The following is a 14,065-nucleotide window of genomic DNA, read 5'->3' as shown; positions in this document are numbered from 1 at the left end:
CAGTGTCTGTTTTTTTGTGTTGTATTCTTCCATTCAATTTCCTCTTAGTACAATAGGAAGAGGCACTGCATGCATGTATGCATACAATGCCTCTTATTCAAGATGCTTCCGCCATGGACGCGATAAGCTGTTTGTAAATGACTCCACCTGCCATTAATTCTTCATGTGTGCCTTTCTCGGCAAGCTTTCCTTGATCCATGACGAATATGATATCGGCGTTACGTATGGTTGATAGCCTGTGGGCGATAATGATGGTGGTACGGCCCTTGCGCAGCTGATCAAGTTCTTCTTGCATAATCCGCTCTGTCTCCATATCTAGTGCTGATGTCGCTTCGTCTAACAGTAAGATGTCGGGGTCACTAATGATCGCTCTCGCGATAGCAAGCCGTTGGCGCTGACCTCCGGATAACGTGTAGCCTCGTTCACCGATAATCGTATCATAGCCCTCGTCCAGTGATTCAATAAAATCGTGAATTTGTGCAATCCGGCAAGCTTCGATCAGATCTTCTTCAGACAAATGCTCCCGACCCAAAATCAGATTGTTACGAATGCTGTCCGGTAGCAGGAAGGGCTCCTGGAAAACAACGGAGATTCGGCTCATCCATTGATCCATTCGGATATCAGAGAGAAGGGTCCCATTGATCCTAATGGAGCCTTGTGTCGGCTCAAAGAATCTCAGGAGCAGCTGGGCAACGGTGGATTTGCCGCCTCCGCTAGTACCGACGATTGCAATCTTGGATCCCATTTCAAGAACCATATTTAATTGATTTAATACTTGGCGTCCTTCATCGGAATAAGCGAAGGATACTTGGTCGAATCGGATACTTCTAACCGCTCCTGTCAAGTTCTTCGTTCCTTCAGCTACTTGCTCCTGTTCAAAGAGCTCTTTGACACGGTCCACGAATGCGAGCCGGCCGGACATATTCATAAAGAAATTGAACACATTCTGAAAGCTTTGGAATAACTGGTTGGAATACTGATACACGATAACGAAGGTCCCGAGAGTTGTATTTCCTTGGATAACCTCATAACCGCCTATAATGAGCACTCCGAGCCTTCCCATCCACTGTACCGTATTGCTTAACAGGAGCTGCGAGTTCGTCAGCTTCCCGTTTTGCATGACTTTATCGTAAAAAATCTGGAATGTGCTGCGGAATATTTTTTCCTCCCATTCCAAGCGATTGTAAGCAAGGATCTCCCTGGTAGAGGCTATTCCTTCCTCAATCTTGACCAGCAGATCTCCGCGACGATCCTGCATCTCCTTGGTCTGACTTCGCATGATAGGACCGTAATAGCGTCCGAGTCCGATGTAGACAGCGCTGAAGAAGACGACGAGGATCAAAATCATCGGGCTGGCCCAAGCGATAACACCGATCAAGAATAGGGTCCCGGCAAACTGCTGAATGCCTTTAGCCAAATCTCTAGAAACAAAATCGGATACCTGCTGTATGTCGCTTGTAAAATATTGAACCCATTTGGCAGTCCGATGATTTTGCATTTCGGCGACAGGCTTACGCTGAATGACCGCCATTAGGCTGGTGCCCATTAGACGATGTAGGTTTAGCTGATTGACCCTGGTCAAATAGTTGCCTATCCAGTTCAGGCTATAAGCTAGCAAGCTCGTAATGGTTAAATAGAGGAGTACCCATTGCAGCTTGGCGTAATTTTTGTTTACAAGGATATCGTCAATAAAAAATTTCTGCGAGCCCTGTGACATCAACTGTACCCACTGCTGGAGGGCGAGGACGGCGATGCTGATCAGGATCATTTTTCGACTTTGATAAATATAATTCCATATCCATTTGATAGTTTTCATCTGAGACCTCCTTCCTTATGAATTCCCTGCTGCTGCACGTGTCTCCAGCTCATACAGCCAGCCCTTGTTGTTCACTAGCTCATTATAGCTGCCTGTTTCCGCTGCTACGCCGTCCTTGATGACGACAATCCGATCATAATGACGAACGGTAGACAGACGGTGTGCGACGGCTACAGTTGTGCGTCCACGCATTAAAGTGTCAAGCGCTTTCAAAACCTCGATTTCACTTACATTATCTAAAGCAGATGTAGCTTCATCCAACAAAATGATTTTGGGATTCTTAATGAACATCCTCGCGATGGAGATACGTTGACGCTGACCTCCAGATAGCTTGACGCCTCGTTCACCGACTAGCGTATCGTAACCATCTTTCAATTGCATAATGAAGTCATGTGCATTTGCTGCTTGCGCGGCCTCAATGACCTGATCATCAGATGCCTCGGGGAAGCCGAAGCGGATATTCTCGCGAATGGAAGAACCGAATAAATAAGTTTCTTGGAAAACATAGCCGATAGAATCCCGCAACTGCGATAATGACAATTCATTTAGCGGCACACCGTCAAGATAGATTTCTCCAGAGTTAGGATCGTAGAAACGCCCGATAAGTTTCAATAAGGTTGATTTACCATTGCCTGTCGGCCCGACAAAAGCGAATCGTTCTCCAGCCTGGATGTCCAGATAGAAGCCTTTAAGAATGTCCCGTTTATCATACCCGAAATGAACATCCCTGAAGGTCAATTCTCCTCGTACAGCGGGCAAAACGACGGGGTCTGTCGGTTCTTCAACCTCAGGGTGGAGAGCCATAAAATCCTTAATTTTCTCACCTTGATGCAACACCAGACTCTGATCAACAAGAATCTGAACGATTTGCGCTGAGTTCTGATTCATCATTTGGTAATACATGACAAACGATACAAATTCACCCACTGTCAGCATGCCATTCCGGTTCAAGTAGGAGCCGCATATGAACATGACAAGCATTCCAGCAAAGGAGGATAGCTGTCTGGAGAGAGCACGCGCGCCGCGGAAAATAAACTGCTTTTTTTGACTCACATTGAAATCTTCATGCTTCGTTTCATAACGCTCCAATTCCCATTCTTCACGCTGGTAAGCTCGCATTTCAGTCAGTCCCGTAATGCTCTCATAAATTTTTCGATTCCATTCGGTACGCCGTTCCCGAGCGATTTTCCCCCAGTAGGCTGTTTTTTTCTGTAGAAAGGGTCCGACCAAATAGTAAAGAAAAAAGCAGGGCATTGTGACTAGCATAAGAATCGCATTGGTATGAATTACGAAGCCGAAGGCTACGAACATCATAATTCCATTGTTGACCAGGCTTGGAAAATGCCTCTGATAAATCCCTTGCACTGAGGAGACATCCGTATTGAGCAGGGAGAGTGTTTCTCCAACCCCATGCTTCTCATAATAAGTAAAGCCAAGACGTCGAAGCTGCTTCATACAAGCATACTGCAGGTCTCTAGAAGCCTTCTCTCGGACAAGCCGGGAGAGCAGGTTGTTGGCGGCCATGGCCCCAAACATACATACAAGCACACCGACAAGGATTAGAACGATAAATCTGAATTTATCTAAATCCTTGGCCATAATCACATTGTCGATAATATACTGCAGAACACGGAAAATGCCCATTTGCGAGAGGGAGATAATGAGTCCGCAGATAATAAATAATGTCATTTGCCAGGCGTAAGGCTTCATAAAGGAAAGCAGCCACATGTATACGCCCAAATAATATTTCCCGTTCTTCTTAGCTTCTGTCTTATCCAGCAGTTCGTCCAATACAATTCCCTCTTTCTGTAAACTTCATCCTTCTATTATGGTCGGATTTCCATTTGTTGTCTATCTGCTAAATTAACACTAATTCCCTATGACAGCCTGTATGAGACCGTTTACATTAATCAATAGTATTATATAGTACATTAATTGGTTTTTTCTCAATAAGAAGGAAGAAAATGTGGATAGAGGGCAGGCTCAGAACAAATAAATGAAATTTTAACCTATTTCCAGCGGATTGTTCTAAAGATTCTTAGCTTTATCAGTAGTATAATGATGAAAATCTGAAGGCAGGACAAATCAAAAGGAGGAAGACTTAAATGGGAGTTAGAATTGAATTGGAAAGGGTACGGCCTGAGCGGGTTAGTATATATTCCAAAGGAATCATTGATTTTATAGAGACAATAAAAGAGAAGCGGATCCATCTCCATAGCTTTGCACTTCTTCGTTATGGCAAGGTTGCTGCCGAGGGATACTATAAGCCTTTTCTTGAAACCCAGCTTCATCAAGCTTTTTCTGTGAGCAAAAGTGTGACATCCGCTGCTATCGGCATTGCTATTGGTGAAGGACTGCTGTCTTTGGAAGATCCTGTGGCCGAGTACTTCCCTGAAAAGCTATCCGGGGAAGTCCACCCCTATACCGGAATGATGCGAATCAAGCACCTGTTGGAGATGGCGACCGTACATTCCAAATCTACGAATACGCAGACAAATGATTGGATAGCGTCATTCCTTAACACAATGCCTAGCCACCCTCCTGGTACAAGCTTCGCCTACGATACTACAGGGACTCATGCGTTGTGTGCGATCCTTCAAAAAGTGACAGGGATGACAGTCCATGATTATTTAAGAACCAGACTCTTTGATCCGATAGGAATGGGGGAGATTGAATGGGAGAGCTGTCCCATGGGCATCAACAAAGGGGGGAGCGGTATTAAATGTACCACAGAAGATATGGCAAGATTCGGACAGCTCTATTTACAAAAAGGAGTATGGGAAGGAAGCAGAATCTTACCTGAGGGTTGGGTAGAGCTCAGTACGTCTAAGTATAAGGATACTAATAATACCAAAATTCTTCTCGACGGAACTCAGGGATACGGCTATCAATTTTGGCGAACCCGCTACGATTCCTATTGCGCCTTCGGGGCCGGTGGTCAGCTTATTGTTGTTATTCCGCACAAGGAGGCTGTATTCGTATCGACTGCCAACACGATGAACTATCGCGACGGACAACAGCAAATTCTCGATAGCTTATGGGAAACGCTATATCCTGCAATGAGCAGCGAAGCTCTTCCGGAAGAGGAAAATTGCTATGTGGAGCTTCAAGGGCAGCTGAATCTCTTATCACTAACCATGCCCATTGGTGAGAAGTATTCCTCGATCGCCGAACATTTACATGGCAAACGTATACATTTCGACCACAATCCATTTGAATTTGATGCTTGCTAATTTCATTTTCATGGCGAGAATGGCAGCTTGATTTTTTACAAAGAGGAAAATCATATCGAGCTTGTTTTCGGGCTTATGGAGTGGAGGAGCGGTAGTAACCCTTTCCTCGAAATACCTTCTTTCAGCACAGGGTGTTGGGTCGATGAGAAAACCTTTGTCATTCAAACGACAATGTTCAAATTAACGCAAGAGTTTACTCTAACGTGCGGATGGGAGCAGGGACTTCTTAGTATACAAGTCGCACCCGCAGGGTTTTACTTTAAAGATCAAGTTGAGTATATCAATGAGGTAATGTCTAGATAAGAGAGTGGATTTATATTATCAATTCACCATACCATTACGAAGTGCGGCGACCACCACTTGTGTACGATCTTCACAGCCGAATTTCTGCAAAATACGATGCACGTGAGACTTCACTGTGCCTTCGGTTATGAATAGCTTTTGCGCAATTTGATCATTGCGAAGCCCATAGGCCATTTCCTGTAATATCTGTTGTTCACGCTCGGTCAAAGAATCGAATAGGGGAGACTTGTTCCCAATTTCTGCGATAGTAAAGCCAGTATTGGCCACCCTAAGAAGTGCATTGGCTGCAAGCCCGGTCTTGTATATGGCTTCGCCGCGGAAGGCGGAGCGGATAGCGTCCAGCATTTGCTCTACCTCTGCATCTTTAAGTAAGTATCCAACCGCTCCAGCGCGAATGCCTTGATAAATATACTCTTGATCATCAAAAGTAGTCAGTATGACGGTCTTCGTCTCAGGCCAGTGTCTCATAATCTCTTGCATGGCCTCAATCCCAGACATGACTGGCATTTGTATATCCATTAGTATGACATCTGGCCGAAGCTCGGCGGTCAAATCGACCGCTTTTTGACCGTTCGAAGCTTCTCCAACAAGCTGCATGTCGGCTTGCAAACCGATAATATAGCTGAATCCTTGCCGAATCATAGTCTGATCGTCAGCTAGCAGCACTTTGATTTTTTCATTAAGCTGCATAATCAGTCCTCCTGTTCATTAAAGTCACGGCTGCTCTCAGCTCGCGGAATGGCTGCAATAATTTCAAAGCCGCTCGGTTCAATAGCCGCAAGTCTGAGGCTTCCTCCTTGCTCCTCAAGCCGTGTTTTCATAACCCGTAAGCCATACCCTTCTTTAATATCGCTGTTTGAATCCATAATGCCGTTATCTCGGATGATCATCACGAGCCTATCGTTTTGCTTAATAAGACTAACCTCGACTAGAGTAGCTCGAGAATGGCGGATTACGTTTGTGATAGCTTCCTGCAGTACTCTGAACAATGTTTCGTATGCCTCTGCGTTCACTTCTCCATCATTTAAATCGGTATGAAATGTATAGGGAATGGAGGCAGAAGCCTCCATTCTAGCTAACAGCGACTTCAAAGCCGTGATTCCTGGGGTGGAACGATTATCAGCGAGGGCATGGACGGAAGTTCGGATATCCTGGAGTCCCTGGCGAGCTACAGCAAGCATTTCATCCAATGATCGGCTGGCCCGCGCGGGGTCTTCCTTTACCATATAACGCAGAGCCTGTATCTGAACGATCAACGATGTGAGGCTATGGCCGACGGCATCATGGATATCTCTTGCAATCCTCGTTCTTTCTTCCAGTACTGCATACTGCATAGCGGTGGCAGAAGCTTGATGAAGCTGATTATAGGCTGACTGAAGCTCCTCCAAATGCTTCTTATTCAATTCATACATCTCATTCCGTTGTCTGCGGCTCCGTATGAAGAAATAGAGGACAATCGCAAAGACAACAAAAGAGATAATATTAAAAATATCATCACTGCCAAATCGCACATAGAGTGCCGCGGTAACACAGATGACCAGAATTGCTGGTGTCTGTATTTTAGCGAATGAGAACCGGATCGCCGACACAAAAAGAATGATGGCGATAATATACACAAGATTGATTTCTTGAAACCATATTACCCCGATTGCGGCTTCCAGCAATAGAATACTCATGGCAATGACGAGTCGTCTTTTTGTCCAACTCGCTCTTGGAAAGAAAAGGATGCATGTATAGGTCGCCCAAAGGACAACATTGAGTCCTACTTGAACCGGAGGACCATGAAAAAAATGATTGAATTCCATTAAAAAGAATAAGAATGCGGAGCCGGCTGCTGGTCTTCCGTATAAGTAGTATTTCATAGTGATCCTCCTTCACCATGTAGGCCACTTCATTTTGCATTGTTTAATGGAAAATTACAATCCATAGAGCTGAATTTGAAGCAATATCTATCTGTAGATATAGAAAGAGCAGGGGCAAAGTTCTATCTGCAGCTAGTCGTTCTGTTTAAGAGATGAAGGTACTATTATGCATGAAGCCGAAACCAATCAAGGAGGCATAACATCATGCAGTCGCAATTATTAATTACAGTTATTGTGGGTATCTTCATTATGTACCGAATTTTTTAAGAATTCGTCGCAATTTAAGCTGGCAGCAGCTGAAGCCACGTAGAATGCAGATAATTACGGTTATTTTCACTATCATCGGTCTAATCTTTCTTATGGAAGGAACATTCCAGATAAGTAGTGTAATTTCGGATATCATCGGTATTCTCGCAGGCATTATTCTTGCTTATTTCGGAGCCCTACTTACTCAACTCGAGAAGCGCAATGGTTATTGGTTCTATCGACCGAACCTATGGATTGGTAGCCTTGTTACCGTTATTTTCATCGCTCGTTTAATCTACCGAATATTTGGGATATTCGCGGCAGATCATTCAGGGGCAGCACACCCAGGAACCTCATTGGCTAACGGCATGCTGAGTACAGGGTCGGGTTGGACTTCAGGTTTGATGCTGATCATGTTCGCTTACTATGTTACTTACAATGTGATTTTGCTGCGCAAGCAAGAGCTTGTAAGGTCAAGAGTGTGATATGATTAGAAAAGGAAGTCACAGGATAACAATATATAGGGATGAAAATACGCTATGAAACGATGGAGGTTGAAAACATGAAACTTTCCGGAAAAGTAGCCGTTATTACCGGGGCAGCTTCAGGTATGGGTAAAGCGATTGCAGAGCTTTTTACAGCTGAAGGAGCAAAAGTGGTTGTATCCGATCTACGTGTTGAAGCAGCACAAACGGTCGTGACCGGGATTGAATCAAAAGGTGGGACCGCCATTGCTATTGCTGCTAACGTGGCTAAAGAAGAGGATGTTCAGCAATTAATCGATTCGGCTGTAAAGCAATTCGGTACACTTGATATATTGGTCAACAACGCAGGTATTATGGATAACTTTGTTCCTGCAGCTGACTTGACGGATGAGCTGTGGGAGCGAATTTTTGCCATTAATACGACAGGTCCTATGAGAACTACACGAAAGGTGCTTCCTATTTTTATAGAGAAAAAAAGTGGAGTCATAGTAAACATCGCTTCCGCAGGAGGTCTGCAAGGATCCAGAGCGGGTGCTGCGTATACTGCCTCTAAGCATGCTGTAGTCGGATTTACAAAAAATGTCGGGTTTCAGTATGCAACCTTGGGCATCCGCTGCAACGCAATTGCTCCTGGAGGCGTGAATACGAATATTAGCACAACTATTAATTCACCTAATTCCTTTGGCATGGAAAGAGCGATGGCTGGAATGAATTTAAACCCTCGATCCGGTGAGCCCGAAGAAATCGCTAAGGTCGCTCTGTTCCTTGCATCGGATGATGCCAGCTTTGTTAACGGAACCGTAGTTGCAGCGGATGCGGGCTGGATGGCATATTAAAAAGGACAGAAGAGTACCTTCTAAGCCGCGCTAACGCGGCTTTTTTGGTTTGCACAGCAGGAGCAGTGTCGATCATGAGGCTGTACAAGACTTACGAAGTCAAGCAAGGATCTTTTTGTATACTTGATTTGCTAGCTTAACAATTGTTAAATTAGTGTGTATACTACTAAAAAATAGGAGGTGCTTAAGCATTTTTATAAATAAAAGAGTTCCTCTTTTGGTTGTTATTATCTTGCTTATATCGAGCTTAGTTCTTCTTAATAACAAATATCTTAGCGCTACTGAAGGCAACTGTGGCAGTGAAAAGGGCAACACCTATAATTGGATAGGTAGGGCATGTCTTTGGAATGGATATAAATTAAGTAAGCCTACTCACTTTACGATCTCAATACCATCCATCGATAGTGGACCAGTTACCTATGAAGTAACGACAAATACGAATCAAAATGTAACGATACTTATAGACCCATCTTTGGATATGTATAGTGATCAAACTATCGATTCCATTCACTGTAAGGTGATGGAAAAAGGCTTGTTTATGAACAAACTTATTTTTAAACAATGTACTCAACAAGGAGTCGATGGCAAATCGTTTAGTCTATAATGGGGACCTTACTATTCATGCTATAGGAGTCCCGTTAGGAACATTCACATCCGGCTTAAGTAAGATAACATCTCCCTTTTCCGGGACACCTCCTAGAACCAGTACCTCAGAATTAAATCCGGCTATTCGTCTTGGTGGGAAGTTCACGATAGCTACAATTTGATTGCCTACTAATGCTTCTGGTGTATAGCGATTCGTAATCTGGGCGCTGGAACGCTTAATGCCTAGAGCACCAAAATCTATTTTTAATTTGATAGCTGGAACTCGGGCTTCCGGGAAAGGCTCAGCCTCGAGAACAGTACCGATTCGAATGTCAAGCTTCATAAATTCTTCTATAGTTGCCATGAGAGATCTCCTTTTGCATATGTGCTTATGTTGTTGATTGACCTGTATATTTGGGACATTATCGTCTAATTATATGTTCACAAAACATCACGTCTCCAGATAAAGTTTAGCTATAACCAACTCTCCCATTTGAAAATAACATTTTCGAGAAATTCTTCTGTATAATAAATGTGCAAAAAGTTGAGAGGCAGGTGATTCTGTGAACATTAGAAAGGCTGTGCTATCTGATGCACCAGGGATCGCAAAAGTACATGTCGATAGCTGGAAAACCTCATATACCAATATCATCCCGGATGAGTACATAGTTAAACTTTCCTATGAAAAAAGAGAGCAGATGTGGAAAGGTATTATCCCTAAGGGAATTGTATTTGTTGCAGAAAATGATCATGGCAAGATTGTCGGTTTTTCGGATGGGGGAGCAGAAAGGAGTGGAAAGTATCCGGAATTTGATGGGGAATTAAACTCGATTTATATTTTACAAGAGTATCAAGGTCAAGGAATCGGTAAGTTACTCGTAAAATCAGTCGTAAATGAATTGAAAAATAATGGTATGAAGTCCATGCTTGTGATTGTGTTGGAGGATAATAGCTCACGTTTATTTTATGAGAGGCTCGGCGGAAAGAAAATGGATACGTTAGAGATAGAGTTTGCTGGTAAGAAATTAAAAGAGCTCGTGTATGGTTGGGAAGATATACATACTTTATTTCCTTAAAAATCCGCGTTTTGCGCGGTTTTTTATTTTAAGGTTGAAATGCTGTCACAGCTCGAAACCTCTTTTCGTCTTATAGGTATCTTGCGAAGGAGGAGGCAGATGAGAATGAAAAATTATGATGTAGCAATAATCGGTGGAGGCATTTCGGGGCTTCTCGCGGCTATTGAAGTAGCGAAAGCCGGGAAGCAAGTTATCGTTTTGGAGCAATCAACGCATGTAGGGGGACGAGGAATTTCTGTCAATAAGAATGGGGCACTCCTCAATCTGGGTGGGCATGCAATTTATAGAGGAGGGTATGCTTATGCAGCTCTGCAGCGTTTCGGCCTCAAGTTAGAGGGAGGCGTACCCTCGACTACAGGATCGATTATTTGGAAGAACGAACTCATACCGCTGCCATCCGATCCACTCAAGCTTTTAACATCCAAGTTATTCTCCTTTTCAGGTAAAATGGAGCTTGGCCGCTTGCTAATGCGCCTTGGCAAAATCAATGCTGCAGAGCTTGCTGACGTTAGTCTTCGAGAATGGGCAGAACAAGAAATAGTTGATCCCATGGTACGTCATTTATTTTATACTCTGTGCCGAACGTCGACCTATAGCCGCGACCTTGATTACCAGACTGCCGCTACGGTCCTGCATCAAGTGCATCTGTCACTAAAAAGCGGTGTGTTTTATTTAGATGGAGGATGGCAAAGCATCATCGATCAGCTGCATAATATAGCCATAAGCTGTGGGGTCACGATACAGACTGGCGCAGGTGTAAGTGCAATTAAGCATTCAGGAGGTGCCGTGCAGGGAGTACTTCTAGGAAGCGGAGAGCTGATGGAAGTGAACCGTGTTATTAGTACACTAGCGCCGAGCGACAATTTTCGGCTGGTTCCGGGTGCAGAGCAGACTGCGCTAAGCCGCTGGAAGGAGGACGCACGTCCGATTACGGCAGCATGTCTTGATTTGGCTATGAAGCGATTACCAGTAGTCGGAAGGGATTTTGTCATGGGGATCGATCAGCCGGTATTCTTCTCCAATCATTCGCGCGCGGCTAAACTCAGCGATAACGGAGCGGTTATTGTGCATATGATAAAATACAATGCTGTCGGAGAGCATGATCCCAAAGCTGACGAGCAATTGCTCACACACACGATGAATTTACTTCATCCTGGCTGGCAGCAGGAAGTAACAGCTAAACAGTTTTTGCCGAGCATTACCGTTGTGCATGACTATCCGCATAAGGCACGAAGAGATAGCAAACCAGAACCTGCTGTACCGGAGATTCGAGGACTGTATGTTGCTGGCGATTGGGCGAGTCATGGCGAAATGCTTCTAGACGCGGCAGCAACAAGTGCAGGACGCGCTGCATCCATGCTTCTCCAAGATGCATCAAAAGGAAGAGATGTTATTAGCGTGTAATTTATACAAAACAGAGTAAGCCTATCATGGAGGATATTCATGGATAAGACTTTGATCACGGAAGGTATGTACGCATCCTACAAAAAATTGTTGTTTTCACTTGCCTATCGAATGATGGGGAGCGTCATGGATGCGGAGGACATCGTCCATGAAGCCTACCTGTCCCTTCAAGGTACGGATCCGGGGCAGATTACGAACCTTAAATCGTACTTGTGCAAAATCGTCACGAATCGCTGTATCGATAGGCTTCGTTCTGCCCAGAAGCAGCGCGAGGTTTATGTAGGTCCTTGGCTTCCAGAGCCGATTGTTACAGAACAGTCCGACAGCAATGATCCGTACCAAGCATACGTACAGCATGAATCGCTCTCTACGGCGTCTCTGCTTCTGCTCCAGCAGTTGTCTTGGGTGGAGCGCTCGGTCTTCCTCCTGCGGGAAGTATTGCAGTACGACTACGATGAGATAGCAGACATCGTCGGGAAGAGCAGTACAAATTGCCGTCAGATCTTTCATCGCGCCAAACGGAGCATTCATACCGATCATGAACATACAACCTTACCCGCTTCACCCAATCACCAGATGCTGGTTGATAAATTTGTAGCCGCCCTATTAAGCGGTGATATGAGCAAGCTCATGACTGTCTTATCACTCGATGCTACCTTATACTCCGATGGTGGCGGTAAAGTAACAGCTGCCAGACGTCCAATTCTGGGTGCGGAGCGAATCGCAGCTTTCTTCGAGGGCCTGTTGAGAAAGCTCGAGCCTGGCTTCTCCTATAAACTCGCGTTTGTAGGTAGTGAGCCTGGGCTTGTTACTTATTCTAATGGAGCCACCGTTAGTGTATTCTCCTTCCAAATCGAGCAGGGAAAGATTACTGCTGTCTATATAGTCGTAAATCCAGATAAGCTGACCTTAGTGCATTAGATGAAGTTTGAGGGAAAAGCACAAGCCAAATTGCTTGTGAGTCTGTCGAGAAATCCTCTTATTCAGAAAATAGCTGCAAACGTAGGTGGGGTATCCCTTGTGAGGAGCGAGAGCGTCCGCCTTTGTTCTCGGGAAATCACCGCTGTAAAGCGATTAAGTTGAAAGTATCCCGAGAACAACAGCGGCCGGAGGGGATACCCCACCGGAGTACCACCCACACTTCTGAAGTAATGTAGGTTTTCAACAACCTAACAAGCCAAATGGAGCTTGTGTTTTTTTGTGTCTGAAAAAGTGAATAGGGCGGGTTAAGTAAAACCGATATCGGTTTCATGGTATAATGATTTAGCATACTATTAGCTATAGGAGGTAAAACATACTATGAATATCGCATTTATCGGATTAGGAACGATGGGCAAACCGATGAGTATGAATCTACATAAAGCAGGCTTCTCGCTTATCGTATACAACAGGAATCGGGAAAGGGCAGCGGAATTTGAAGCTCTGAATTCCGTGAAGATTGCTGCTTCGCCGGCAGAGGCTGCGGCGCAAGCAGATATTGTCATTACCATGCTCACCGACGACGCTGCCGTAGAGCAAGTATATCTTGGTGACAATGGCATCCTGTCCGCATGCCAATCGGATTCCAAGCCCCGTATCGTCATGGATTGTAGTACGATTTATCCTGTTACTAGCCAGATGCTGGCTGAGAAGCTGGCAGCTCTTGGCGTCGATATGCTCGATGCTCCAGTAACCGGAAGTGAGCCGCAAGCCATAGACGGCGTACTGACCTTCATCGTTGGCGGCAAACGTGAAGCCTATGAGACATGCATTCCACTGTTTGATGCCATGGGCAAAAAAGCGGTATACATGGGAGCCAGCGGAGCTGGAGCTAACGCCAAGCTAGCCAACAACATGCTGGTTGCAGCCAACTTGACAGCTTTGGCAGAAAGCTTGGCCCTGGTTCAAAAGTCAGGCGGCGATCCACAGCTGTTCCTAGAGGTGCTTGCCGGAGGCGGAGGACGCAGCGGGATGGCGGAGATGAAAGGTCCCAAAATACTAGGCAGAGATTTCTCAGCCCAGTTCATGACACAGCTGATGTTCAAGGATTTGAAGCTGGCGGGACGTCTTGCCGAGTCTCTTCAAGTTCCTGTGCCGATGCAAGCTTCCGTACAGCAAATTTTCCAAATCGCTTGCAACAGCGGCTGGGGCGCGGAAGATATGAGTGCTATTGCCAAATGCTATGAGGCTTGGACGAGCACGACAATTGGAGAACGCAATGAAAGAGTGTAAATCCTATC

General features: G+C 44.9%; 12 protein-coding genes. 7 read left to right on the top strand and 5 right to left on the bottom strand.

What is annotated here, in order from left to right; translation table 11 throughout:
* Window positions 1-97: 97 nt before the first annotated feature.
* Window positions 98-1,816, bottom strand: coding sequence for an ABC transporter ATP-binding protein (locus tag QMA13_RS18405; protein WP_282935219.1), 1,719 nt, complete (start codon window positions 1,814-1,816; stop codon window positions 98-100).
* Window positions 1,817-1,831: 15 nt separating this feature from the next.
* Window positions 1,832-3,607 (bottom strand): ABC transporter ATP-binding protein, encoded by a 1,776-nt coding sequence (locus tag QMA13_RS18400; RefSeq protein WP_282935218.1) that lies wholly within the window; start codon window positions 3,605-3,607, stop codon window positions 1,832-1,834.
* Between the two features lie 314 nt (window positions 3,608-3,921).
* Here QMA13_RS18400 and QMA13_RS18395 point away from each other — a divergent pair, with 314 nt between their 5' ends.
* Window positions 3,922-5,049 carry a serine hydrolase domain-containing protein gene (locus QMA13_RS18395; RefSeq protein WP_282935217.1) on the top strand — a complete coding sequence of 376 codons (1,128 nt, stop codon included), beginning with the start codon at window positions 3,922-3,924 and terminating at the stop codon, window positions 5,047-5,049.
* A gap of 321 nt (window positions 5,050-5,370) precedes the next feature.
* Here the strand turns inward: QMA13_RS18395 and QMA13_RS18390 are convergent, their stop codons facing one another.
* Window positions 5,371-6,042: a response regulator gene (locus tag QMA13_RS18390; RefSeq protein ID WP_282935216.1), complete on the bottom strand. Its 672-nt coding sequence runs from the start codon at window positions 6,040-6,042 to the stop codon at window positions 5,371-5,373.
* Window positions 6,043-6,044: 2 nt separating this feature from the next.
* Window positions 6,045-7,214 (bottom strand): sensor histidine kinase, encoded by a 1,170-nt coding sequence (locus tag QMA13_RS18385; protein ID WP_282935215.1) that lies wholly within the window; start codon window positions 7,212-7,214, stop codon window positions 6,045-6,047.
* A 215-nt stretch (window positions 7,215-7,429) separates the two neighbouring features.
* On the opposite strand from QMA13_RS18385, the gene QMA13_RS18380 reads away from it, so the two are divergent.
* Both QMA13_RS18380 and QMA13_RS18375 read left to right on the top strand, forming a co-directional pair.
* Window positions 7,430-7,945, top strand: a complete 516-nt coding sequence (locus QMA13_RS18380; protein WP_481858231.1) for a CcdC protein domain-containing protein — start codon at window positions 7,430-7,432, stop codon at window positions 7,943-7,945.
* A gap of 77 nt (window positions 7,946-8,022) precedes the next feature.
* Window positions 8,023-8,781, top strand: coding sequence for an SDR family oxidoreductase (locus QMA13_RS18375; protein WP_282935213.1), 759 nt, complete (start codon window positions 8,023-8,025; stop codon window positions 8,779-8,781).
* A gap of 619 nt (window positions 8,782-9,400) precedes the next feature.
* Here the strand turns inward: QMA13_RS18375 and csaA are convergent.
* Window positions 9,401-9,730, bottom strand: coding sequence for a chaperone CsaA (csaA, locus tag QMA13_RS18370; RefSeq protein WP_282935212.1), 330 nt, complete (start codon window positions 9,728-9,730; stop codon window positions 9,401-9,403).
* Window positions 9,731-9,929: 199 nt separating this feature from the next.
* Between csaA and QMA13_RS18365 the strand changes: the two genes are divergently transcribed.
* From QMA13_RS18365 to QMA13_RS18350, 4 genes are all read left to right on the top strand, one after another.
* Window positions 9,930-10,442, top strand: coding sequence for a GNAT family N-acetyltransferase (locus QMA13_RS18365; RefSeq protein WP_282935211.1), 513 nt, complete (start codon window positions 9,930-9,932; stop codon window positions 10,440-10,442).
* A 99-nt stretch (window positions 10,443-10,541) separates the two neighbouring features.
* Complete coding sequence (locus QMA13_RS18360; protein WP_282935210.1) at window positions 10,542-11,846, top strand: phytoene desaturase family protein; 1,305 nt, start codon at window positions 10,542-10,544, stop codon at window positions 11,844-11,846.
* A gap of 39 nt (window positions 11,847-11,885) precedes the next feature.
* Entirely contained in the window at window positions 11,886-12,767 is an 882-nt protein-coding gene (locus tag QMA13_RS18355; RefSeq protein WP_282935209.1) for an RNA polymerase sigma-70 factor, read from the top strand.
* Between the two features lie 378 nt (window positions 12,768-13,145).
* A complete protein-coding gene (locus QMA13_RS18350; protein ID WP_282935208.1) occupies window positions 13,146-14,057 on the top strand; it encodes an NAD(P)-dependent oxidoreductase in 912 nt (303 codons plus the stop codon).
* Window positions 14,058-14,065 lie beyond the last annotated feature (8 nt).

Source organism: Paenibacillus sp. RC67 (genome assembly GCF_030020805.1).
Taxonomy (GTDB): Bacteria; Bacillota; Bacilli; order Paenibacillales; family NBRC-103111; genus Paenibacillus_S.
This window is presented reverse-complemented; position numbering and strand designations above follow the sequence as displayed.

Bases quoted from the DNA above. Each gene is read 5' to 3' on its own strand.
- QMA13_RS18405 (WP_282935219.1), bottom strand. From the start codon at position 1,816: ATGAAAACTATCAAATGGATATGGAATTATATTTATCAAAGTCGAAAA.
- QMA13_RS18395 (WP_282935217.1), top strand. From the start codon at position 3,922: ATGGGAGTTAGAATTGAATTGGAAAGGGTACGGCCTGAGCGGGTTAGT.
- QMA13_RS18390 (WP_282935216.1), bottom strand. From the start codon at position 6,042: ATGCAGCTTAATGAAAAAATCAAAGTGCTGCTAGCTGACGATCAGACT.
- QMA13_RS18385 (WP_282935215.1), bottom strand. From the start codon at position 7,214: ATGAAATACTACTTATACGGAAGACCAGCAGCCGGCTCCGCATTCTTA.
- QMA13_RS18375 (WP_282935213.1), top strand. From the start codon at position 8,023: ATGAAACTTTCCGGAAAAGTAGCCGTTATTACCGGGGCAGCTTCAGGT.
- csaA (WP_282935212.1), bottom strand. From the start codon at position 9,730: ATGGCAACTATAGAAGAATTTATGAAGCTTGACATTCGAATCGGTACT.
- QMA13_RS18360 (WP_282935210.1), top strand. From the start codon at position 10,542: ATGAGAATGAAAAATTATGATGTAGCAATAATCGGTGGAGGCATTTCG.
- QMA13_RS18355 (WP_282935209.1), top strand. From the start codon at position 11,886: ATGGATAAGACTTTGATCACGGAAGGTATGTACGCATCCTACAAAAAA.
- QMA13_RS18350 (WP_282935208.1), top strand. From the start codon at position 13,146: ATGAATATCGCATTTATCGGATTAGGAACGATGGGCAAACCGATGAGT.